Raw genomic sequence first — 20,434 nt, 5'->3', positions numbered from 1 at the left:
CGTCAGATCTGTGCTATAACATAGGTAGCATCTGCCGAAACGATGGAGAGTAAACCGATGGCGATCATCCTTAAATCTCCCGCTCAAATTGAACTGTTGCGCGCCGCCGGCCAATTGGTGGGGCAGACGTTCAACGTGCTGCGCGAACATATCCGTCCCGGCGTGACCACCGCCGAACTCGACGCGATTGCCGAGGAGTTTATCCGCTCGCACGGGGCCGAGCCGGTGTACAAGGGGTATGTGCCTGCTGGCCGGCGCAATTACATCCCGCCCTTCCCCGGCACGATCTGCGCCTCGATCAACGACGTGATCTGCCACGGCATCCCCAGCAAGCGCGATCGGCTGCGCCAAGGCGATATTGTCGGCATTGATATCGGCTTGCGCCTGAACGGCTGGATCGGTGATGCTTGCGAGACCTTTGCCGTCGGCGAGGTGGATGACGAGACGCAGCGGTTGCTCGATGTCACCCGCCGCTGCCTCGAATTGGGCATCGAGCAGGCACGGGTGGGCAACCCGCTACGCGCGATCGGCGCGGCCATTCAGCGCTATGCCGAAGCCAACGGCTTTTCGGTGGTGCGCGAGTATACCGGCCACGGGTTGGGCCGCAATCTGCACGAAGAGCCGACGATTTTGCACTATGACGACCCCAACCAGACCCGCAAAATCGTGGCTGGTATGGTCTTTACCATCGAGCCGATGATCAACGCTGGCAAAGCGACGACCAAAGTCGATCGCGATGGTTGGACAGTGCGCACCGCCGATGGCAAGCGGTCGGCCCAGTTTGAGCATACACTGGCGATCACTGAGGAGGGGCCGATCATTCTGACCGCGTAACGTACAGGCGCAGCGGGAGCAAAGACGCAGAGGGATGATAAACGCCAAGGCGCAAAGAATCGTTCAGCAGGCGGGACGCGAGAACGCTTGGGTCGTTCCCCAATATAATTGTGCTATGTGGCTTTGCGTTTATCACTCTTTCCATTAGCAGCAGTTCCCCCGCTCCCGCCGTCAGGTGGGAGCGGGGTTAGGGGGTGATGGCTACTACCACGGCGCAGGGGATGATAAACGCCAAGGCGCAAAGGGCGCAGAGCACGCAGCGAGTCTTTGATTAGGCGGGACGCGAGAACACTTAGGATTGTTCCCTAAATAACCTTTGCGGCTTTGCACACGTTGCGCTCTCGCCAAAGGAAACGGTTATGACGCTGGAAGAAGAACTGATCGCGGCCTTAGCGAGCGGTGACAAGGAGCGGGCAAAAACCATTGCGCGCGAGTTGCACGCGCGCGGTCTCGCCGCCGCCGCAATTGAAGCGGCCTTGGCCGCCCAACCGCACCTTGAAGAGCAACTCTGGGCCACCCTCAACGAAGTCATCCCGATTTCGCGACGGGCCTTGAAGCGGCGCGCGATTCGGGCAGCGGAAGAACGCGACTGGGGCGACTGGGAAGAGGGCCGCCGCCGGTAACGATCAATGCACGCGGTAGAGGACGATGGTTTGGGTGCCGCTGGTATCGCGCAGCATAATTTCGACCCGATCCGGTTGCACGATACCGCGCGAGAGCGGATCGTAATTCGCCGCCCCTTCGACGTAGTAATAATAGATGTGGCCTTCGTAGCGGAAGCCGCGTAGATTGCTGACCCGGATCGCCACCCCCGGCTTGACCTCAATCAACGGATCGACAATCGCACCGCTCAGCCGGCCCTGAATCTCGCGCGTAAGGGGCGTCAGATCAGGTGTAGCAGCCAATGGCGTGCGCGCTGGTATCGCGCTCAGCAACCAAGCGAGCACACCCAGCAGCAAACACAGTTCAATGCCTATCATCACCGTAAAGAGGCTAAACCGTCGCCAGTGGAATAGCCCTTTGATCGCGATACGCTGCTCTGCGCCGGCTGACACCATTGGCTTGATCATCCCGATTTCTCCGTGCCGATTGCTGAGTTACAACTGACTGCGGCTGATCCGAACTGTAGGTAAAGCGAGTACTTGATAGTGTAACAAATTACGGTTACGAATGCTATAGGTCGCTAGTCAGATTTCGCTGAGAAATATCCACGATTCTGATATGATTGTTATGATAAGACTGACGACGACACGACGGATATACAGGTATCACCGTTCGCTTGCCATTGCCAATCACGCTTGAGCCGGGGATCGCTTCGCCGCCGGTTCACAATGACTAGGCGGTATATTGGCTTTCACAATGAAAGAGACGAAGCGCGGCAACCATTTGTTCCAAGGAGCTGCCATGCCGTTAGGACAGAGATTGAGAGTACGCGATTCGATTGCATTTCTCGGCGGTGCGCTGAGCGGGTTGCTCATGGCGCGGCTCGTACTCAAGCTGCTCGCCGCGCGGCCCGATAGTCCGGCCATTACGTGGCTCTACACGCTGACCGGGCCGCTCGTCGCGCCGTTCGCCGCGCTCGACCGCGGCCAGCCGCGCTTTGGCGCCATACTGGAGTTGAGCACATTGACCACCTTCATCGTCGTGATGTTCATCACCGCATTGGGCTGGCTGTGGCTGGGAAGGATGCGGCAATCGTGACCGACTATCTCTTAAGCATCTTATATTGGTTGGGCATCTTGATGCTGATTGGCGTCACGCTTGCCGCGATTGTGCTCTGGCGGATCTGGCAACACCTCCGCAGCCTCAATGTCCCACCTACCGCCGGCTTTTTCGAGACCATGCACTACCTGCCGATCGCGCTACCGATCGCGCTCGACCTGCTCGATTTAGGGTTAGACGTACTGGCAGCGCCGATCAGTTGGGTCATCCTCGACCGGCTCGGCTTGCGCGGGTTGCGCAACAAAGCTGCGGTCGAGGCGCTGATCCCGTTCACCCAGCCGATCCCGGTCTTTACGATCGGGTGGCTGATTGCCCGCGTGATGGGGGTGGGGAAGACGATCATCCTTGAAGAGCAGCAGTAGGCAAAGGAGGCGTATGGCACAGCCGATCACTTTGGCCCTTGACTGGACGCCCAATACGAACCACATTGGCTTCTACGTGGCAATGAGCAAGGGGTGGTATCAGGATGCCGGTCTTGACATAGTGTTACTCTCACCTGAAGACGACCATTATCAGACCACGCCAGCGGCGAAAGTTGCGCAAGGCGATGCCATGCTGGCCATTGCCCCATCTGAAAGCGCATTGAGCTACTATCTGCACCCCGCCAAGCCGTCGCTCATCGCGATTGCGGCCATCGCGCAGCGCGATACGAGCGCGATTGTCACCCTAGCGAGCAGCGGGATTGATCGGCCAGCGAAGTTGGATGGACGTCGCTATGCGTCGTACAATGCCCGTTTCGAGCGGGCCATCGTCGCACAGATGATTCGCAACGATGGCGGCAAGGGTGAATTCGAGGAAATCTTCCCGCCGAAACTCGGTATTTGGGAGACACTGCTGCAAGGTAAGGCTGATGCCACGTGGGTGTTTTTACCATGGGAAGGGGTACAAGCCAGACGTGCTGGCATCACGCTTAACGCCTTCCGGCTCGACGATTACGGCCTTCCTTATGGGTATACACCGATCCTCCTGGCCCATCCGGAGGCCGTTCGCCAGCACAGCGATGCCCTGCGCGCCTTCCTTGCCGCCACTGCCGCGGGTTATCGCTTTGCCGTTGAGCACCCCAGTGAAGCGGTTGAGCTGCTGATCGCCACCGCCAACCATCCAACCTTGGCCGAGCGAGCGTTTGTGGCCGAGAGTCTGTCCGAATTAGCACCCGCCTTGCTCACCGCCGATGGTCAGTGGGGAATCATGGATGATGAACGCTGGCGGGCATTTATCACGTGGCTCGAACAGCAAGGTCTCATTGTTGACCGCAATGGTCAGCCAATCCTACTGGCGCCGGAAACGTACTGCGAATTGTTTACGAATGATCTGTTAGAGTAATGATACCGGTTTATTGAGCCTGAAAGCGCAAACGAACGTTGCCATCGCGATCAAACAACGAGAGCACACTATCCTTGAGTTCGTAGCGCGCGGCAGCAGCCAACGCCTGATGGAACGTCAGCTCTTGGGCGGTGATCGCATCATCGGCGCAGGCGATCAATGTGCTGGCTATCTGGCTAAAGGCAATGGTTGCGCCGTCAAGCCGGTAGCTGCCGCCAAAGCCGTTGCAGCCGGCAAAACCGCTGGCGCGGTTGTCGGGACCAAACGCGATCGTCAACGGCTGGCCGGCAGCGACCGGTGGCTGGCCGTTGATCTCGATCAGTTGCCATTGGCGGTTGGCGAGATTGGCCGCCGGCGCGGCATTGCCGCAGGAAGCGATCAGCAGCGTCACTAAGAGCAGCAGAGCAGGACGGAGGAGAGGCATCGCGCAGTATCCTTTCAACATCACGCACGAACATTGACACCGGCATACAGACGAGATCACGCCGGCAAAAGTTTCGGCTATCGGCCAGCGCCACACCGGCGCGCTTTGGGTTACAATAGAATTAGGACAGCGCAAGATTGTTCGTAAAGGTTGACTGAGATGATAATACTTAATTACGCTCACCCAATCACAGCGCCGCAACAAGAGCAGATCGTGAAATTAACAGAAAGGCATATTGAGAGAATTATTGATATAACAAGTCAGATCAACCAACAAGAGCCTTTCATGCCCCAAATCATCGCCCTCGCTGACGCCGCCGGCCTTTCAGCAGAGCAATGGCAAACCGAGGAAATCTTGGTGAATTTGCCATCACTTAATTTTATTGCCGCAGCCTTATTAGCCGAATTACACGGGCGGATGGGCTACTTTCCGCCCGTACTACGATTGCGGCCGGTCGCTGGCACGTTGCCGCCCAAATTTGAAGTGGCTGAAATCTTGAACCTACAAGTCTTGCGAGATGAAGCACGCATGCGTCGCGCCCAGCAGAGCAACGTATGAACGATCGCCTGATTTATCTCGATCACGCCGCCACCACCCCGCTCGATCCGCGTGTGCTTGAGGCGATGATGCCGTTCCTCACCGGCATGAGCGGGAATGCGTCGAGCATTCATCAGGTGGGGCGTGCGGCGCTACAGGCGCTTGACGATGCGCGTGAGCAAGCGGGGCTGGTGTTGGGTTGCCAACCAAAAGAGATTGTCTTTACCGGCGGCGGCAGCGAGAGCATCAATCTGGCGATTAAGGGTGTGGCGATGGCCTTGCGCGCGCAAGGCAAGACCCATGTGATCAGCAGCGCAATTGAGCACCACGCTGTGCTGCACGCCATTGATTATCTGGTGGAATACGAAGGGTTCAGCGTCACGTTGCTGCCGGTCGATTGCAGCGGGAGGGTGAACCCGGCCGATCTGGCTGCAGCCATCCGCCCAGAGACGGCGCTCGTTTCAGTGATGTACGTCAATAACGAGACCGGTGTGATCCAGCCGATCACCGAACTGGCTGCCATCTGCCATGAGCGCGGGGTGCTCTTTCATAGCGATGCGGTGCAGGCTCCCGGCCAGTTGCCGCTCGATGTGCAGGCACTGGGTATCGACCTGCTCAGCCTGACAGCGCACAAGTTTTACGGGCCGCAGGGAGTAGGGTTGCTCTACCTGCGCCGCGGCACGCCGTTGGCGCCGCAGATCAACGGCGGCGCACAAGAACGGCGACGGCGGGCCGGCACCGAGAATATCGCCGGAATTGTGGGGTTGGCGAAGGCGCTGGCAATTGCCGAGAGCGAACGGCTTAGCCACACGGCCCGGCTGCGCGCACTCAGCGACTGTCTGATCGACGGCGTGCTGGTCAGCATCCCACATTCGTGGCTGAACGGCGATCGCGCCCACCGCTTGCCGGGGATTGTCAACCTTGGCTTTGCCTGCATTGAAACCGAAAGCCTGCTGCTCTTGCTCGACCAGCGCGACATCTGCGCCAGCTCAGGCAGCGCCTGCACTTCCGGCTCGCTCGAACCGTCGCACGTGCTGTTGGCAATGGGCCTCTCGCCCGATGAAGCGAACGGTTCGATCCGCTTTTCGTTAGGCCGGCATACCACCGAATCCCAGATCGAGACCCTGCTCGACGTCCTGCCCGATCTGGTGGCCCAATTGCGCGCCGTGGCGCCGTGTGCATAAGGATGGCCACACCACGTGACTTCGCCTATGATTACCGCACTCCAAGCCGAGCAATTCAAATCATGGACCGATACAAGCCGGATCCGTATGGCGCCAATCACCGGCCTGTTCGGCACGAACAGCGCTGGGAAGACATCGATTCTGCAACTCTTGCTGTTGCTGAAACAGACGGTAGAATCTGCCGACCGGCAACGAGTGCTCCACACCGGCGATGAACGAACCTATACCGATCTCGTCACCTTTTTCGATATGATTCACGCCCATCAGATCCCCAACACACTCACTATCTCCATCGCGTGGAAGCTTGCAAAGGAATTCCAAATCCTTGATCCAATCGATGAAAAGCGATTGCTATTCTCGATTCCTGAATTGTATTTCTTGACCGCAATCAAGGGAACGGACGAAGGAATCAGTGTAGAGCGATTCGAGTATGCTTTTCAAACCAGCTCGTAGCATACATATCGTTTTGGCATGGTGCAGCAATCAAATCAAAAGTACGATGTCGTATGTGAAGGATATGAGCTTAAACGGATGCGAGGCCGGCCGGCCAGATTGCCGGCCCCGATCAAATGCTATGGCTTTCCCGATCAAGTGAACGCCTACTATCGAAATGCCAGCTTTCTAGCTGATTTTGTCCTCGCCTTTGAGGAATTGTTCAACAATATCTTTTACCTAGGGCCGCTCCGTGAATATCCACAACGCGATTACACGTGGAGCGGCCAACGTCCGCAAGATGTAGGCTGACGCGGCGAATTGGCAATTGCGGCGATGCTTGCCTCGCGTGAGCGAGCTATCAAGGTTGGCAAAGGCCATCGGCCAACGAAAACGCTCGAAGAACGAGTCGCCCAATGGATGCGTGAGCTTGGTCTGATCCACGACTTCGTGGTGCGACCGGTTGCCGCGAACCGCAAGTCGTATGAAGTGCGGATCCGTTTGGCTGCGCGTAGTCCTGAAGTCTTGATTATCGACGTTGGTTTTGGCGTCTCACAAATCTTACCGGTGATTGTGCTGTGTACCTTTTTGGCGATGAATTCGGCGAAATTGCTGCCATGCAAGAAGCGGCGCTCAAGCGGCAACTAGGTTCATGAAAAAGAAGATCGTCGTTGTTGACACAAACGTGCCGATAACGGCCAACAGTCAAGCCAAACACGCGAGCCTCGCCTGCCGGCTAGCTTGTATTAACGCATTACAACCTATTCGAGCACAGCGACGGATTGCGCTTGACGATGATGGGTTGATATTACGGGAGTATCAGAAAAATCTCTCACTGCGCGGCCAACCCGGCGTTGGCGACACCTTCTTCAAGTGGCTGTGGGACAACCAAGCAAATCGGCAAATCTGCGCCAAGGTTCCGATTACCTACACTAAAGATGATCAGGAATTTGCTGAATTTCCCGCTGACCTGCGCCTGCACAGTTTTGACCGATCTGATCGCACATTTGTGGCAGTAGCGCGCGCATCCCGATCATCCACCCATCATCAACGCGGTTGACACCGATTGACATACCCATCAGCAAGCATTGACCGACTATCACGTTGTTATTGAGGAGACTTGCCTAGACGATATTCAACGGCTGGCAGTAGACGACCAATAATGAGCAAAGGATACGCGATGTTTCCCCAGATCACCATCACCGGCGAACCGTTTGAACGGGGCCGCCAGTACGGGGCCGCCACTGCGGCGCAGGTGCGGCACAGCATTGCCAGCTATGCCCGTTTGTTTGCCTACCGGCGCGGCTTAGACTGGGCAGCGGCCCAACACGAGGCGCTGGCGTATGCGCCGCTGTTGGCAGAGATTGCCCCTGATCTGCTCGATGAGATGCGCGGCATCGCTGCCGGAGCAGGGCGCACTCTCGCTGAAATCATTGCTCTCAATGTCCGCACCGAGTTGCTAGCCGGGGTGGGGGTCGGGGTGCATCACCCGGAGGCAGCGGCGGCGCTGGCCCGCAATCGGGCCGTCGGGGTGCCGCAGCATGTTGAGCAACCGGCCACCGCCAGCGACACTGGCGATGATGGCGAATGCACCACTGCCGCTGCCGCACCGCCAGCCACCGCTAACGGCGGGGTTTGGCTGGCGCAGACATGGGATTGGCAGGGTGATCAGCGGGAGGCATGCGTACTGTTACGGATCATCAGCCCCGATCAGCCGCCGATCCTGACCTTGACCGAGGCGGGGATGGTGGCCAAGATCGGGCTAAATAGGGCAGGCGTCGCGGTTGGCCTTAATCTGTTGCGTTCGCAGGCCGACGGCCAGCGACAGGGGATGCCGGTGCATATCTTGTTGCGCCAGATGCTGCAAACGACCAGCGTCGCGGCGGCGCGCCAACTGGCCGAGCGCATCCCGGCTAGCGGTTCGTCATGCATTACGCTGGCCGGTACCGGCGGCGAGTTGATGGCGCTGGAGATCACGCCGGGAGGGGTGGCCGAGTTGCCGGCGCGCGAGGGGTTGCTGGCCCACGCGAACCACTGCCTCGATGCTGGCGCTGCCGCCGGCGAGTGCGCGCTTGAGCCGACCTCAACCTCGCGTGAACGGTACGGCCGGGCATGGGAGCTGCTGCAGGCCGCTGCCGGCCAGATCGATCTAGCGGGGTTGCAGCGCATCTTGCGCGACCACGAGGGTGCGCCGCGCTGTATCTGTCGCCACCCTGATCCGCGGATTGCCGCAGTTGACCGCAGCGAGAGCGTGTGCGGCGTGATTATCGATCTAGCAGCGCAAACGATGCATGTGGCGGCGAATGTGCCGTGTTTAGCGCCGTTCGTGCCGGTATCAATCTAAAGGCGCAGAGGGGGCAGAGGTGCAACGATTTTTGGATGGGGGTGTGAGTGCGGTTGGTGTTGTGGCTGAATAGCTTTCGCTATGTTTGCACCAATGACACTTGGGCAAGCCACCAAGCATCGTAAAGCCCCAAACCAAAAACCTCTGCGCCCTCTGCGATCTTGGCGCCTTTGCTCGCTTTGCGGCCACGGAGGTCCGTCCGTCGCTACGTTATACGCGGCGGCCAAATTGCCGCTCAAGCTGGGCCGGCGTCATCAGGATCATGGTCGGGCGACCGTGGGGGCAGGTGCGCGGGCTGGCGCACTGTTCGAGCTGGCGGATCAGTTGGCGCATCTCTTCGTGCGATAGCGGCTGGCCGGCACGCACCGAGGTATGACAGGCGAGCGTGATCAGCATCGCCTCACGCCATTCGAGCGGGTTGCTGCCGCCGCGTCCGGCCAGCCGCTCGGCCATCTCGTGTAACGCCTGCGCCAATTCGTCGAGCGGGAGGGTGGCCGGCATGGCCCGCACCAACACCCCGGTACCCCACGGTTCCAGCGCAAATCCCCACTCAGCCAGCTTCTCGGCATTGCCTACCAGCAGCGCGCTCGCTTCGGGACTCAGCTCAACCGCTTGCGGCAACAGCAACTGCTGCGTTTCAACTGCCCGCTGAGCGTATTGGTTCATCAGCTTCTCGTAGGTAATCCGCTCGTGGGCGGCGTGCTGGTCAATCAGATACATCCCCTCCGGCGCTTCGGCGACGATGTAGGTTAAGCCGACCTGACCCACTACCCGCAGCGGCGGCAGCGCCGAGGGGGTGGGAGCCGGCATTGCGGCAGGCGCAACCGCTGCCGGCGCAACCAGAGCGGGCGGTTCCGGCGCGACTGGCTCGGCTGCCGGCGGCAACGGCAACGGCGTGGTCAGATGGGCCGCCGGCGCACCGGCATCCCAGCGCGAGCGGTCGCGATCCCACGCCGCAGCGCCAACTCCCCATGCCGATGGCGACGGCGGCTCTTGGCCGAGCCGGCGCAACTCGAACCGGCGCTGGGCCGTCGCCGGATCGGGCGCATCCCAGACCGGAATATCGGCCCCGCTGATCAGGGCATCGCGGATGGCCCGGCCCAACACGCTATGGACGTGCGCGGCATAGCGGAACTTCACCTCGCTCTTGGTCGGGTGAACGTTCACGTCAATCGCCGCCGGATGCACGTGCAGGTCGAGGATCGCGATCGGGAAGCGGCCCTTCATCAACATCGTATGGTAGGCATTCTCGACCACGGCAGCCAATGCGCCGCGCGGCTGCAACGCGCGCCGGTTGGCGAACAGCGACAGATAACTGCGCGAGCTACGAGTCAGATCGGGTGGTGAAATTAGACCGCGCACCGCTACCCATAACTCATCGGCGCCGGCTTCGGCCTGCACCGGCAACAAGGCGCGCCCCACCTCCAGACCGTACAACTCAACCGCCACCGCGCGCAGATCGCCATCGCCGGCAGTTTGGAACATCACCCGGCCATCAACCACGAGGCTGAAGCTCACTTCGGGGTAGGCAAGAGCGTACTGCTGGACAATCGCGCTGATCGCGCCGGTTTCAGTCGCCTCGGAGCGGAGATACTCGCGACGCACGGGGGTGTTGTAAAAGAGGTTGCGCACCGTCATAGTCGTGCCGACCGGACAGCCGCAGGGCAAGCGCGATTGCACCTCGCCGCCGGCGATGCGCAGCTCAACCCCCAACTCGGCTTCAGCCACGCGGGTGATGCACATCACTTGCGCCACGCTCGCGATGCTGGGCAAGGCTTCGCCGCGAAAACCCAGCGTGCGGATGGCCCACAAATCTTCGGCGGATTGGAGCTTGCTGGTGGCGTGGCGGGCAAACGCCAGCTCCACTTCATCCGCCGGAATGCCGCAGCCATCGTCTTGGACGCGGATCTCGCGCAACCCGCCACTGCGCGCCTCGACCCTAATCCGGCGCGCGCCGGCATCGAGCGCGTTCTCGACTAGCTCCTTCACCACCGAAGCCGGGCGCTCAACCACTTCGCCGGCGGCGATTTGAGCGGCGATCGTTTCATCGAGCAGACGAATCGGCATAGGCCTCGCCCCGTTATGGCGTAGCCGTTGGTAATGGCGTCACCGTACTCGCCGCCGTCGCAGTCACCACAACCGTCGGCGAACTCAACAACGGCGGCGGGTTGCGCTGATCGGTGAGCGTCACAAACAAGCTCAAGCCAAACAACATCACAAGCACAAGGATGAACAGAGTCAGACCGACCCGCGACAGCGGCTTGGCTGCCGGCGGCGCAGCTACGATTGGCGCCGGCGGGGCCGCAACGGCGGCAGAATCGCTCTCGCTGACAGTTGGGTCGAGACCGTCAACCTGCGCGATCACGACGGTAATATTATCCGGCCCGCCGCGCGCATTCGCTTCATCCACCAACCGGCGCGTCGCTACATCAAGCGGATGCATGCTGGCGATCGCGGCGATTTCATCGTCGGTGAGTAGACCGTGCATACCGTCGGTTGAAAGCACCATCGTATCACCGGGTAAGAGCGGCTCGCGGAACAGATCGACCTCGACGTGCCCCAGATGGCCGATGGCACGGGTAATGATGTTGCGGATGTTGGATGATCGGGCCTCTTCAGCGGTCAGCAGACCCGCTGCCACCTGATCGCCGATCAGTGAATGGTCGTGGGTAATCTGGCGGATCTGGCCTTCGCGCACCAGATAGGCCCGGCTGTCGCCGACGTTGGCCACGTAGAGCGTATTGTGCCAGAAGAAGGCAGCGACAGCGGTGGTGCCCATACTACCACGGCCTTCGTCGTACACGCGCTGGTTCGCGGTGATAAAGGCGTGGCGCAACCCTGCCGCCGGATCGTCGCCGGGTTGGAAGGTGGCGATGATCGTCTCGACCGCCAGCTTGCTGGCGACCTCGCCGGCCAAGTGCCCCCCCATGCCATCACAGACGACGAGCAGCGTTCCCTGCCCTACTTCGGCGCTGCCATACGCATCTTGGTTGATTTCGCGCCGTTTGCCGGTATCTGTCCGGGCACTGTACCGCACGCGCATAGGCGACCCCATTGCCTCCTTGCTGACTTGCCAGCAGTATACCATACGGCGCGGGCAGTGAGATTGACCGCAGAGAGCGCAGAGGACGCAGGGAGACGCGCACGATGTGCGCTTACCTCTCATGACACCTCTGCACCGCTGCGGTAAACCATCAACAAGCGGTAAGAACGCAGAGAGAACGACAGCGCGCTGTCGCCCTCCAATCTTTCGCCATCGTTTCTATGGTACTATAGAGGGGTAAAATCTTTGATTAAGCAAGGATTTGCGCGATGCCAACGATCGATTTCACCCGCTACTACCGTCCGCACGAAGTCGAAGCCGCCTTGCAGGCATGGGCCGCCGAATACCCGCAGCTATGCTCGTTGCGCAGCATCGGCACGAGCTACGAAGGCCGCCCAATCTGGCTGATGACGCTCACCAATCAGGCCACCGGCCCCGACGACGAAAAGCCGGCGTTCTGGCTCGACGCCAACATCCACGCGACCGAAGTCACCGGCTGTATGGGTGCGCTGCACGTCATCCAGACCGCGCTCACGCAATACGGCAGCGATCCCAACATCACCGCGCTGCTCGATGAGCGCGCGCTCTACATTGTGCCCTGCCTCAACCCCGACGGCATGGAACAGGCACTAACCTCGCCGGTCTATGTACGGTCGGGCACCCGCCGCTACCCCTTCACCGACGATCGCGACGGGTTGTACCCTGCCGACATTGACGGCGACGGCCTGATCTTGCAGATGCGCGTGGTTGATCCTGACGGCGGCTGGAAGGTGAGCGAGCGCGATCCGCGCCTGCTGCGTCCACGCGCTCCCGACGAGCGCGGCGGCACCTATTACCGGGTCTTCACCGAAGGCTACATCCGCAACTACAACGGCTACGAAGTCAAAATCGCCCCGCCGGCCCAAGGTCTCGACTTCAACCGCAACTTCCCCTACATCTGGGCGCCGGAAGGGGTGCAGCGCGGCGCCGGCCCCTATCCCGCTTCTGAACCAGAGATTCGGGCCGTAGTCGAATTTCTCACCTCGCATCTCAACGTCAGCAGCGCCATCTCGTACCATACCTATTCGGGCGCGATCTTGCGGCCCTACTCCGACAAACCCGACGATCAGATGCCGATCGACGATCTGTGGACGTACAAAGAGCTCGGGCGGCGCGGCGAAGAGATCACCGGCTATAAACACGTCTCGGTCTACCACGGCTTCCGCTACCACCCGCGCGAGGTTATGCGCGGCGCATTCGACGACTGGGCCTACGACCAGCTCGGCATCTACGCCTTTACGGTGGAATTGTGGGACATGATCGGCGAAGCGGGGATCAAAGATCGCGACTTCATCGAGTGGTTCCGCGACCACCCCGAAGAAGACGACCTCAAGCTGCTGCGCTGGAACGACGAACAACTCGGCGGAGCCGGCTTCGTCAACTGGCGACCGTTCGACCACCCGCAGCTTGGCCGGGTCGAGATTGGCGGCTGGATCGAGCGGCGCACCTTCGGCAACCCGCCAGAGCCATTCTTGCTGCGCACCCTCGAACCCAACACCCGCTTCGTGCTCGCCCTTGCCCAGACCGGCCCGCGGCTCGAACTGCGCCACGTGCAGGCCGAACCGCTCGGCGACGGCCTCTACCGCCTGCAAGCGGTGGTCGCCAACAGCGGCTACCTGCCAACATACGGCAGCCGCAAAGCCCAAGAGGTCAAGGCGGTGCAACCGATCGAGGTTGAAGTGAGCCTGCCGGAGGGTGGCGCGATCATCAGCGGCGAACAGCGGCAAGAGATCGGCCAGCTCGAAGGGCGGGCCAACAAACGGGCCTTGTGGGGCGGCAGCTTCCCCACCGACAACCTCCGCCGCCTGACGTGGACGATCCGCGCCCCCGCGGGGAGCAACATCACCATCACTGCCCGCTCCCAGCGCGCCGGCGTCGCGCGGGCAACGGTGGTGATGGGGGATTAGGGGAACGGGAGAGCGGCGCGGCAGGAAGCTGCGCCGCTCGTTATGCGTTACCGGGTAATTGCCGGCACAACCACCCGGATCACATTCACAATCCGATACGAGGCCACATAATTGGCCAGCGGATTGTTACCGTGTTACCGGGGCTAAAGTAGCCGCCCACGTACACCTTGCCATCGAGAGCAACCGCCAGCGCCTCAACCCAACCCCAACCATTCAGCGCGCCAGCGCCGCTGCCATTGCTGTCTAGGGCGCCCCACGTCTGCGTCGAACGATGCGACTGGTAACACATTCGCCAGCGCAATAGTCTATGCGGTGATGATGATGAACAGATGTCGAGCGTCTCGCATCACCTACCTCCCCGTTAATAGTTGAGAAGCGCCAATCAACCTTGCTTAAATCACAGATGAACAGCAGAGATGACTATTCTTTCATCGATTTAACAGATTCTTGCAACTGTAGTATTATCAATTATTGAAACAAATTTAATCGTTTAGAACATATTGACGCACTACTAAGAAGACCTTAAAACAACGAGACACTTCTTTTTATGGGAAGCACCTCGCTTTCAATGATGTTTGGATGAGCACTGATCGCACTTTTACGTAGGATGCACTGTCTTCACTGCATCCACGGCTGGGTGCGGACGATCCTCGATACCAAGGCAGCGATGACACAACGATATGATCGCAGGCGTTGCGTTCACCGCTAAACTATCCGACTCCTACCCCGCCAGCATGCCCCATACCACTAATACGAACCCGATCAGGCCACCGGCAATAGCCGCATAGTTCATATTGCGCGCCCACGTTGCCGCCGACGCGGCCAGTTCTTGCTCGCTTCTACGGCTAATCATAAAGGTTTGTTTGCTATTCACAGGATGGCGGGCAATCGCCAGCCGGCCACCCTGATCGATCGCCGTGCCAAGCACAAACACCCACGCACCCACTTCCAACCCGCGCTCGAATTCGCGCCGGCCCAACGTGCGGGTTGCGCCCGTCCATGGCTGGGGCGTCTCGACAAACCGGTTGCCGGTTTCGATCACCTCTAGCGTCGCCCCATCGGGCAACACCTGCACATGACCACGCTCATCGCGCACCAGAAACGGCACGCGCCGTTCATTGTGCTCGATCTGCTCGCTGCGCCGCTCAACGCGGGTTTCTGGCTTGCCATTGGTCGTCATTGTCACCCGTTCTTCGTACTCGCGGTTAACGGTGTAGGTATAGGCGACCAGTGGCTTCCCTGAGATCGGGCCAGCCAGCGGCGTCGCGCACTCGATCACGCCTTCGACTTCGCAGGGTTGGGCAAAGCCGCTTGCGCCCAATGCGGCGGTAATGCGCTGGTGAATGGCCGCCAGCGTCGCAGTATCATAGGTCTCTACCGCGTTGAGGGTCTGAAGTTTATTGGCATTGGCGCGGGCGACAAAGAAAAAAATAACGGCCAGCACCAGCAATACGACGCCGCCGATAACCATGGTTCCTCCTCAGGGGAATGCGCGCTGCGATTGATGATGATCCCAAGGAAAAAAAGGTACGGGCAGAGCGCTGCTCTGCCCGTACCGACTTAGTTATCCTTCTTGCCGCCCAACAACCCGCCGAGCAATGTCTTCGCTGCATCGATTTGCTCAGCTAGTGTGCCAACATCGCCCTTCAGCACCTGATCAATCTGAGCGGCGATCGGATCGGGCAGCTTGTCTTTCAAGAAGCCGACCACAACATCAACCGCCTGCTGCGCCTGCTCGGCGCTGACCCCCGTCTTTTCCCGAATCAGGTCGACCAGCGTCTTGCCCGAACTCATCTTGGTAGCTCCTTTGATAGAAAACCCTCCCAAACAATTGTAGTATAGCATCTCGTGTCAATCGCGGCAGGGAGCGAGCGGCGCGGTAGGGGTAGGGGTAGGGGCTGAGCGCTGCTCAGCCCCTACCGCGCGGTGCGAAAGAAGGTCACCATGTCGAGCATACCGTACAAGCTGGCGCTGGTAAAGGTAATATTCGTGCCGGCGGTATGGCGCAAGATCAGCTCGTCCCATGCGGGCAGTTCGGCTTCAGCTTCAGCAGCCAATGCCGGATCGGCGAAATAGCCAAGAGTCACATGAGGCAGATATGGCTCATACGCGGCAATACCGAAGCGATGGCGGAAGCTGGCATTCCATGCGCTGCGTCGCTCGACCAGCATGGTGAAGGCTTCGCGGGTAGCCGGCGTCGGGGCCAGCAACGCCACTAAGGCCGACTGCTGCACGATGACCAGCCGGTTGACGGTAAACCCCACTTGCCATCCCCGCCGGCGGATCAGCGGCGAGCCGGCGATCGTGCCGCTGATCAGATTGCCATGGCTAAGCGCGCCGGGAATATCGAGCAAGAGGTCATCCATGCGCTGGCGCGCCTGCGGCAGTACTTGTTCAACATTCCCATCGTTCGGCCCATCCCACAGTGTCACGTGATAGGTCGCCGGCGGCAGCGCGCAAAACAGGTACCGGCGCAAGAGCGCATCCGGATCGAGAACACACATCGCCGTGCGCAAACCGCGGTAGAGGGTATATTCTGGGATGGCGTCGAGCGCGCAGTCGAGCCGCAACCACGGCCCGTCACGGCGCAGACCGATGTTGTCGAAGAGGATCGTTAAGCCGCGATAGGTGGCCCAGCGTGGCGTGAACCCGGCGATTTTGGGGTTGGCGATGGTCAACATAGTGACCAAAACATTCTGTTATGAGCTAAAGGCGCACAGGCGCAACAAGGGGTTGATCGCCTGCGTTGCATCACTACGCCTTTACACTTGTCATGACTTCCTTTTTTATGAGTTCCTTTTCGCGTAGAAAAGTGTTCACAAGAGTTGCCTACGAACGAGCAGATGGCAGTGATGACGGCAGGAGATTGCGTAGGTGAGGGCGGGTAGCGATAGAGCGCTACGCTCTCGCGACCCGCCCTCGTCAAACGATTACCCCTCGCGCGCCTTCAGATCTTCGAGGATCGGCTTGGCGCCTTGGGTTAGCTCTTCATGCACCGCCGCGAAGACCGCGCTCGGCGCTTCGCCGTTGACGATGATCCGCTCAAGGCCCTTGCCGATGATCTGGTCGCCATTGCGCACGAAGACGCGCGCCGCATCTTGGGCCCGCGTCTTGGGCAACTGATCAACTGCTGTCTTGAAGTTGGGGTTCTGCTTAAAGAACTCGACCATCTCTGGCGTCTGCTTGGTGCTGATCCGCACCGGCATGTAGCCCGTGCTGCGCGCCCACACGCCAGCGTTGACGGTGTTGGTGGCAAACGCGATGTACTTCATCGCCGCCAGTTGCTTTTCGGCGGGGGCGCGGCTGACGATCGCCAACCCGGCGCCGCCGGTCGGGCAGCCGAAGTTGGTCTCTTTGGGCAGGAAGCCGACACCGACCGGGAAGGTGGCATTGGCCTGAATACCGGCCAGCGCGCCGGTCGAAGCCATCATCGAGGCGATCGCGCCGCCGAGGAAGTCTTGGTTGAGATTGGTGTTGAGCACTGCCCACTTGTTCTTGACCACCGTGTCTTGGTAGAACTGGGCCGCCCGCAGCGTGTTGGGGTCGGTCATGGTCATGGTGAAGTCGGGCTGCGAGTACTGGCCGCCAAACTGCCAGACCACGCCTTGGAACAGCCACGCGATGTAGCTGGCACCGTTGGGGTGGCCAAACGCGGCCCCGCTGCCATCGCTCTTGACCAGCTTCGGCGCCCACTCGCTAAACTCGGCCCACGTCTCAGGCGCGCGATCGGGCAGGCCCGCCTCGGCCCAAATCGCCTTGTTGTAGTAGAAGAGCGGCGTGCTGCGCGCGAACGGGATCCAGTAGTGAACGCTCTTGCGTACGCCTTCATTGAGCAACACCGGCTCGAAGTCATTGAAGTCGAGGTTGACCTGCTTGGCCAGATCGTCGAGCGCGGTGATCGCGCCGGCCAGATAGAAGCCGAACCACCACACATCCGAGAGCAAGATCACATCAGGCGTGGTGTTGGCCTGCAACGCCGCGGTAAACTTCTGCGCCGTCTCTTCATAGCTGCCTTGGAACTGATACTCGACCTCGACCTCGTTCTGCGACTCGTTGAACGACTTGACCATCGCCTGCTCGGCTTCACCCAGATTGCCGCTGAACGAGCCCCAGTAGGTAATCTTGACCTTCGAGCCGGGTTGGCTCACCACTGCCGGAGCTTGGGTGGCCTGCGTTCCCGGCTGCCCGCCCTGCCCGCTCTGGTTGCCACAAGCCGCCAACACTGCCGCACCGCCACCTGCCATCATCAGGCGCAACAACTCGCGCCGGGTAAACGTCCGCTTCATGCTCGCTCCTCGTATGGAATCTGCGAACCTACGAACCCGTGTGAATGCTGAGCGTTCATCTATCGCATACGGCCCGCTGCCGTGATGCGCGATACCGTAAGGGCATTACGCTGCAATGCCGGCATTACACCGTGATGCCCCTCCTACCCCTTCACCGCACCGGCGGTCATCCCTTCCACGATCGCCCGCTGGGCTAGCAAGAACCCCATCAACACCGGCACCATCAGGAAGAGCGACCCGGCCATCACCACGCCCCAATTGGACAAGCCCTCGCTATTGCGCAGCCAGAAGACGCCAATCGGCAGCGTGCGCATATCGGTGGTGTTGGTGACGATCAGCGGCCAGAGGAAGTCGTTCCATTTGCTCACCACCGACAACAGCGCCATCGTCACGATCGCCGGCTGGGCAATCGGGGCAACGACGCTGAACAGAATACGGAAATGACCCGCACCATCAACCCGCGCCGCTTCGAGAATCTCGCGCGGCACGGCCAGAAAGGCTTGGCGGAGCAAGAAGGTGCCGTAGGCGATGGCCGCTCCCGGCACAATAATGCCTTGGTAAGTATTGATCCAGCCAAGTCGGGCCACCGTCAGATAATTCGGCACAATCGTGATCTCAACCGGCACCATCAGCGCCGCCAGCAGCAGCAGAAAGACCAAATCTTTGCGCGGGAAGCGTAAGTAAGCCAGCGCATAAGCCGAGAACAGCGCTAAAATCACTTCCGCCGCCGCGCCCACGAACGTGGTGATAAAGCTATTCACGTAATAGCGACCAAACGGCGCCGCCTGCCACGCCGCCGGAAAATTGGCTAGCGTGGGGTTCACCGGCCACCACGTCACCGGCAGCGAGTAGATTTCGCGCGTCTCTTTAAACGCGGCTATGACCGTCCAATACACCGGCAGGCCGATCACCACCACTACCAGCAGCATCGCTGCGTACCCAGCGATCCGCCACCCCACCAGCGAGAGTGGCGTCGATCGCTGGCGAACAGCCACCGGCGTAATTGCGCGCTCAATTTCGTTCGTCACCGCCATACCTAATCCGTATCTATCCGTCACACCCGTGTGAATCTATGCCCCCTACCACCATCATTCATACGTCACTTGCCGCTCGACATAGCGGATCTGCACCATCGTCAGCGCCAACATGATGAGGAACAACACGATCGCCACCACCCCCGCCTTCCCCGCGTCATACGAGACAAACCCCAGCTCGTAGAGGTGGAAGACCAGCGTCGTCGTTACATCAGCCGGGCCGCCATTGGTCAGCACACGGATGAGGTCGAAGGATTGAAAACAGGTCAGAATGCTCGTCACCGACAAGAAGAAAGCCACCGGCGACAAACCGGGCAGGGTCACGTTCCAGAACCGTTCCCACGCGCCAGCGCCATCAACCCGCGCCGCGTCGTACAACTCGCGGGGGATGGTTTGCAGACCAGCGAGGTAGATCACCACCGCGTAACCCATGTTCTTCCACACATAGACCATAATCACCGCCGGCATGGCCCAGAACGGATCGACCAGCCAGTTTGGCGAATCGAAGCCGATAAAACCGAACAGTTGGTCGATCAAGCCGTAGCGCGGGTCAAAGATATAGCTCCAGACCACCGCCACCACAGCGCCCGACATCACCACCGGCGCAAACACCATTGCGCGCGCCATGTTGCGGTAGCGCAGCGACTGGTTGAGCAACAGCGCCAACAACAGCCCTAGCACGAGCGTTAGCCCCACCGACCAGACGGTAAAGGTGGCCGTTTGCCAAATGATGTTCCAGAAACGGGGATCGCTGAAGGCGGAGATGTAGTTTTGCAGACCGACGAACGGCATCGTCGGGCGCAGAAAATCCCAGCGCACCAGGCTGAGATAGACGTTGTAGAGCAGCGGCCAATAAGTGAATACGCCAAACAGCAACAGATTCGGGCCAATAAAGAGGGCGAAGAGCAACCATTCACGATGCTCGCGCCGTAGCGTATTCGGATGGCGCTCTGGATGCGGCGTATACGTGGCCATAGCGTCTCGCAAGCGGCTGTCATTACCAATAGCTATGCTATGGTAGAGAGCTCAGGTTAATCAGTCATCATTGAAGCATTAAGTTAACGTTAAGCTTCTGCCATGGTGCTATTAAGTCAGAGCTCGCCCGGCGGGCAAAAGCGCACCCCTCCCACGAGAGTGGGAGATTGCTTCGCCTCGCTCCACTCGGCTCGCCATGACAACCGAGGAGCACGCGCCCACACCCCGGTTGTCATGGCGTTCAAGGGTGGACAGCCGTGAACCCGGCTCTCAAGGGCCGGGCTATGGTTACGCAGCTCGCGTAGCGGGCTGATGCCATCACCTCACGGCCCCCGCTCCCGCACTCGTGA

24 protein-coding genes are annotated in these 20,434 nt (G+C 60.0%); 13 read left to right on the top strand and 11 right to left on the bottom strand.

Features of this window, described 5'->3' with window-relative positions:
- Window positions 1–57 precede the first annotated feature (57 nt).
- Together map and U9R61_RS05815 are read left to right on the top strand one after the other, a co-directional pair.
- Window positions 58–834 carry a type I methionyl aminopeptidase gene (gene map, locus U9R61_RS05820; RefSeq protein ID WP_322487880.1) on the top strand — a complete coding sequence of 259 codons (777 nt, stop codon included), beginning with the start codon at window positions 58–60 and terminating at the stop codon, window positions 832–834.
- 359 nt (window positions 835–1,193) lie between these two features.
- On the top strand, window positions 1,194–1,457 hold the full coding sequence (locus U9R61_RS05815) for a hypothetical protein (protein WP_322487879.1): 264 nt from the start codon (window positions 1,194–1,196) through the stop codon (window positions 1,455–1,457).
- Window positions 1,458–1,460: 3 nt separating this feature from the next.
- On the opposite strand, the gene U9R61_RS05810 is transcribed toward U9R61_RS05815, so the two are convergent.
- Window positions 1,461–1,904 carry a hypothetical protein gene (locus U9R61_RS05810; RefSeq protein ID WP_322487878.1) on the bottom strand — a complete coding sequence of 148 codons (444 nt, stop codon included), beginning with the start codon at window positions 1,902–1,904 and terminating at the stop codon, window positions 1,461–1,463.
- Window positions 1,905–2,238: 334 nt separating this feature from the next.
- Here U9R61_RS05810 and U9R61_RS05805 point away from each other — a divergent pair, with 334 nt between their 5' ends.
- The 3 genes from U9R61_RS05805 to U9R61_RS05795 are packed head-to-tail and all read left to right on the top strand — an operon-like array spanning window position 2,239 to window position 3,879.
- Complete coding sequence (locus U9R61_RS05805) at window positions 2,239–2,535, top strand: YggT family protein (protein WP_322487877.1); 297 nt, start codon at window positions 2,239–2,241, stop codon at window positions 2,533–2,535.
- A complete protein-coding gene (locus tag U9R61_RS05800; protein ID WP_322487876.1) occupies window positions 2,532–2,918 on the top strand; it encodes a hypothetical protein in 387 nt (128 codons plus the stop codon). The genes U9R61_RS05805 and U9R61_RS05800 overlap by 4 nt, the downstream gene beginning before the upstream one ends.
- A gap of 13 nt (window positions 2,919–2,931) precedes the next feature.
- Window positions 2,932–3,879 (top strand): ABC transporter substrate-binding protein, encoded by a 948-nt coding sequence (locus U9R61_RS05795; RefSeq protein WP_322487875.1) that lies wholly within the window; start codon window positions 2,932–2,934, stop codon window positions 3,877–3,879.
- 10 nt (window positions 3,880–3,889) lie between these two features.
- Here the strand turns inward: U9R61_RS05795 and U9R61_RS05790 are convergent, their stop codons facing one another.
- A complete protein-coding gene (locus U9R61_RS05790) occupies window positions 3,890–4,303 on the bottom strand; it encodes an META domain-containing protein (RefSeq protein WP_322487874.1) in 414 nt (137 codons plus the stop codon).
- Window positions 4,304–4,462: 159 nt separating this feature from the next.
- Between U9R61_RS05790 and csx15 the strand changes: the two genes are divergently transcribed.
- The 7 genes from csx15 (at window position 4,463) to U9R61_RS05755 (ending at window position 8,800) form a co-directional block, all read left to right on the top strand.
- Complete coding sequence (csx15, locus tag U9R61_RS05785) at window positions 4,463–4,861, top strand: CRISPR-associated protein Csx15 (protein ID WP_322487873.1); 399 nt, start codon at window positions 4,463–4,465, stop codon at window positions 4,859–4,861.
- Window positions 4,858–6,024 (top strand): cysteine desulfurase family protein, encoded by a 1,167-nt coding sequence (locus U9R61_RS05780; protein ID WP_322487872.1) that lies wholly within the window; start codon window positions 4,858–4,860, stop codon window positions 6,022–6,024. Before csx15 ends, U9R61_RS05780 begins: the two co-directional genes overlap by 4 nt.
- A 27-nt stretch (window positions 6,025–6,051) precedes the next feature.
- Complete coding sequence (locus U9R61_RS05775; protein ID WP_322487871.1) at window positions 6,052–6,477, top strand: hypothetical protein; 426 nt, start codon at window positions 6,052–6,054, stop codon at window positions 6,475–6,477.
- A 78-nt stretch (window positions 6,478–6,555) separates the two neighbouring features.
- Window positions 6,556–6,768, top strand: a complete 213-nt coding sequence (locus U9R61_RS05770) for a hypothetical protein (RefSeq protein ID WP_322487870.1) — start codon at window positions 6,556–6,558, stop codon at window positions 6,766–6,768.
- Window positions 6,769–6,792: 24 nt separating this feature from the next.
- A complete protein-coding gene (locus U9R61_RS05765; RefSeq protein ID WP_322487869.1) occupies window positions 6,793–7,104 on the top strand; it encodes a hypothetical protein in 312 nt (103 codons plus the stop codon).
- Between the two features lie 4 nt (window positions 7,105–7,108).
- Window positions 7,109–7,516, top strand: coding sequence for a hypothetical protein (locus U9R61_RS05760; protein ID WP_322487868.1), 408 nt, complete (start codon window positions 7,109–7,111; stop codon window positions 7,514–7,516).
- A gap of 120 nt (window positions 7,517–7,636) precedes the next feature.
- Window positions 7,637–8,800, top strand: coding sequence for a C45 family peptidase (locus tag U9R61_RS05755; RefSeq protein ID WP_322487867.1), 1,164 nt, complete (start codon window positions 7,637–7,639; stop codon window positions 8,798–8,800).
- A gap of 210 nt (window positions 8,801–9,010) precedes the next feature.
- Here the strand turns inward: U9R61_RS05755 and mutL are convergent, their stop codons facing one another.
- Window positions 9,011–10,867, bottom strand: coding sequence for a DNA mismatch repair endonuclease MutL (gene mutL / locus U9R61_RS05750; protein WP_322487866.1), 1,857 nt, complete (start codon window positions 10,865–10,867; stop codon window positions 9,011–9,013).
- Between the two features lie 13 nt (window positions 10,868–10,880).
- Complete coding sequence (locus U9R61_RS05745) at window positions 10,881–11,855, bottom strand: PP2C family serine/threonine-protein phosphatase (protein ID WP_322487865.1); 975 nt, start codon at window positions 11,853–11,855, stop codon at window positions 10,881–10,883.
- 257 nt (window positions 11,856–12,112) lie between these two features.
- On the opposite strand from U9R61_RS05745, the gene U9R61_RS05740 reads away from it, so the two are divergent.
- Entirely contained in the window at window positions 12,113–13,789 is a 1,677-nt protein-coding gene (locus U9R61_RS05740) for a M14 family metallopeptidase (protein ID WP_322487864.1), read from the top strand.
- A gap of 85 nt (window positions 13,790–13,874) precedes the next feature.
- Here the strand turns inward: U9R61_RS05740 and U9R61_RS05735 are convergent, their stop codons facing one another.
- The 7 genes from U9R61_RS05735 to U9R61_RS05705 form a co-directional block, all read right to left on the bottom strand.
- Window positions 13,875–14,078, bottom strand: coding sequence for a hypothetical protein (locus tag U9R61_RS05735; protein WP_322487863.1), 204 nt, complete (start codon window positions 14,076–14,078; stop codon window positions 13,875–13,877).
- A gap of 432 nt (window positions 14,079–14,510) precedes the next feature.
- Window positions 14,511–15,260 (bottom strand): E3 ubiquitin ligase family protein, encoded by a 750-nt coding sequence (locus U9R61_RS05730; RefSeq protein WP_322487862.1) that lies wholly within the window; start codon window positions 15,258–15,260, stop codon window positions 14,511–14,513.
- Window positions 15,261–15,349: 89 nt separating this feature from the next.
- A complete protein-coding gene (locus tag U9R61_RS05725) occupies window positions 15,350–15,583 on the bottom strand; it encodes a DUF2267 domain-containing protein (protein WP_322487861.1) in 234 nt (77 codons plus the stop codon).
- Between the two features lie 122 nt (window positions 15,584–15,705).
- The gene (locus tag U9R61_RS05720; protein WP_322487860.1) at window positions 15,706–16,470 is read right to left on the bottom strand and encodes a hypothetical protein; all 765 of its coding nucleotides are present in this window, start codon (window positions 16,468–16,470) and stop codon (window positions 15,706–15,708) included.
- A gap of 249 nt (window positions 16,471–16,719) precedes the next feature.
- Window positions 16,720–18,075, bottom strand: a complete 1,356-nt coding sequence (locus U9R61_RS05715) for an ABC transporter substrate-binding protein (protein ID WP_322487859.1) — start codon at window positions 18,073–18,075, stop codon at window positions 16,720–16,722.
- Window positions 18,076–18,218: 143 nt separating this feature from the next.
- Window positions 18,219–19,109, bottom strand: a complete 891-nt coding sequence (locus U9R61_RS05710; RefSeq protein WP_322487858.1) for a carbohydrate ABC transporter permease — start codon at window positions 19,107–19,109, stop codon at window positions 18,219–18,221.
- 54 nt (window positions 19,110–19,163) lie between these two features.
- Window positions 19,164–20,084, bottom strand: coding sequence for a sugar ABC transporter permease (locus tag U9R61_RS05705; RefSeq protein ID WP_322487857.1), 921 nt, complete (start codon window positions 20,082–20,084; stop codon window positions 19,164–19,166).
- Window positions 20,085–20,434: the final 350 nt, after the last annotated feature.

It is taken from the genome of Chloroflexus sp., from assembly GCF_034431535.1.
In the GTDB taxonomy this organism is placed as follows: Bacteria; Chloroflexota; Chloroflexia; order Chloroflexales; family Chloroflexaceae; genus Chloroflexus.
Note: the sequence above shows the minus strand (reverse complement) of the source record. Positions and strands in the feature narration are given on the sequence as shown.

Excerpts from the sequence above, each read along its gene's own strand:
- map (WP_322487880.1), top strand. The coding sequence starts at position 58 with ATGGCGATCATCCTTAAATCTCCCGCTCAAATTGAACTGTTGCGCGCC.
- U9R61_RS05815 (WP_322487879.1), top strand. The coding sequence starts at position 1,194 with ATGACGCTGGAAGAAGAACTGATCGCGGCCTTAGCGAGCGGTGACAAG.
- U9R61_RS05810 (WP_322487878.1), bottom strand. The coding sequence starts at position 1,904 with ATGATCAAGCCAATGGTGTCAGCCGGCGCAGAGCAGCGTATCGCGATC.
- U9R61_RS05805 (WP_322487877.1), top strand. The coding sequence starts at position 2,239 with ATGCCGTTAGGACAGAGATTGAGAGTACGCGATTCGATTGCATTTCTC.
- U9R61_RS05795 (WP_322487875.1), top strand. The coding sequence starts at position 2,932 with ATGGCACAGCCGATCACTTTGGCCCTTGACTGGACGCCCAATACGAAC.
- U9R61_RS05790 (WP_322487874.1), bottom strand. The coding sequence starts at position 4,303 with ATGCCTCTCCTCCGTCCTGCTCTGCTGCTCTTAGTGACGCTGCTGATC.
- csx15 (WP_322487873.1), top strand. The coding sequence starts at position 4,463 with ATGATAATACTTAATTACGCTCACCCAATCACAGCGCCGCAACAAGAG.
- U9R61_RS05780 (WP_322487872.1), top strand. The coding sequence starts at position 4,858 with ATGAACGATCGCCTGATTTATCTCGATCACGCCGCCACCACCCCGCTC.
- U9R61_RS05775 (WP_322487871.1), top strand. The coding sequence starts at position 6,052 with ATGATTACCGCACTCCAAGCCGAGCAATTCAAATCATGGACCGATACA.
- U9R61_RS05770 (WP_322487870.1), top strand. The coding sequence starts at position 6,556 with ATGCGAGGCCGGCCGGCCAGATTGCCGGCCCCGATCAAATGCTATGGC.
- U9R61_RS05765 (WP_322487869.1), top strand. The coding sequence starts at position 6,793 with ATGCTTGCCTCGCGTGAGCGAGCTATCAAGGTTGGCAAAGGCCATCGG.
- U9R61_RS05760 (WP_322487868.1), top strand. The coding sequence starts at position 7,109 with ATGAAAAAGAAGATCGTCGTTGTTGACACAAACGTGCCGATAACGGCC.
- U9R61_RS05755 (WP_322487867.1), top strand. The coding sequence starts at position 7,637 with ATGTTTCCCCAGATCACCATCACCGGCGAACCGTTTGAACGGGGCCGC.
- mutL (WP_322487866.1), bottom strand. The coding sequence starts at position 10,867 with ATGCCGATTCGTCTGCTCGATGAAACGATCGCCGCTCAAATCGCCGCC.
- U9R61_RS05745 (WP_322487865.1), bottom strand. The coding sequence starts at position 11,855 with ATGGGGTCGCCTATGCGCGTGCGGTACAGTGCCCGGACAGATACCGGC.
- U9R61_RS05740 (WP_322487864.1), top strand. The coding sequence starts at position 12,113 with ATGCCAACGATCGATTTCACCCGCTACTACCGTCCGCACGAAGTCGAA.
- U9R61_RS05735 (WP_322487863.1), bottom strand. The coding sequence starts at position 14,078 with ATGTGTTACCAGTCGCATCGTTCGACGCAGACGTGGGGCGCCCTAGAC.
- U9R61_RS05730 (WP_322487862.1), bottom strand. The coding sequence starts at position 15,260 with ATGGTTATCGGCGGCGTCGTATTGCTGGTGCTGGCCGTTATTTTTTTC.
- U9R61_RS05725 (WP_322487861.1), bottom strand. The coding sequence starts at position 15,583 with ATGAGTTCGGGCAAGACGCTGGTCGACCTGATTCGGGAAAAGACGGGG.
- U9R61_RS05720 (WP_322487860.1), bottom strand. The coding sequence starts at position 16,470 with ATGTTGACCATCGCCAACCCCAAAATCGCCGGGTTCACGCCACGCTGG.
- U9R61_RS05715 (WP_322487859.1), bottom strand. The coding sequence starts at position 18,075 with ATGAAGCGGACGTTTACCCGGCGCGAGTTGTTGCGCCTGATGATGGCA.
- U9R61_RS05710 (WP_322487858.1), bottom strand. The coding sequence starts at position 19,109 with ATGGCGGTGACGAACGAAATTGAGCGCGCAATTACGCCGGTGGCTGTT.
- U9R61_RS05705 (WP_322487857.1), bottom strand. The coding sequence starts at position 20,084 with ATGGCCACGTATACGCCGCATCCAGAGCGCCATCCGAATACGCTACGG.